Source organism: Paraburkholderia sp. SIMBA_053 (assembly GCF_046534895.1).
Taxonomy (GTDB): domain Bacteria; phylum Pseudomonadota; class Gammaproteobacteria; order Burkholderiales; family Burkholderiaceae; genus Paraburkholderia; species Paraburkholderia caledonica.
This window is the reverse complement of sequence record NZ_JAWRXU010001201.1, coordinates 1-253: the sequence shown is the minus strand read 5'-3', so window position 1 is coordinate 253 and position 253 is coordinate 1. Positions and strand designations below refer to the sequence as shown.

Below are 253 nucleotides of genomic sequence, written 5' to 3'. Positions count from 1 at the left end.
ATGGTGAAACCCGCACCACGCGTCATGTACCTAATGATGTACTGCGTGAGCTGCACGGCTTTATCCATATGTTTGAAGATACGCCGGAGTTTGTTGCTAAACATATTATCCGTGAAGCGAAAAAATACCTGGATGCATTAGCGCCGCCGTTTTTTAACGCCCTGATGGATTATGCCTCAGACGGCTCTTATTCATGGCACTGCCCGGGGCACTCGGGTGGCGTTGCGTTTTTAAAAAGCCCGGTAGGGCAAAT

1 protein-coding gene is annotated in these 253 nt (G+C 49.4%); it reads left to right on the top strand.

The features are described 5' to 3' along the window. On the top strand, positions 1–253 hold a 253-nt coding region (locus SB753_RS39450), incomplete at both ends, for an Orn/Lys/Arg decarboxylase N-terminal domain-containing protein (RefSeq protein ID WP_410805474.1).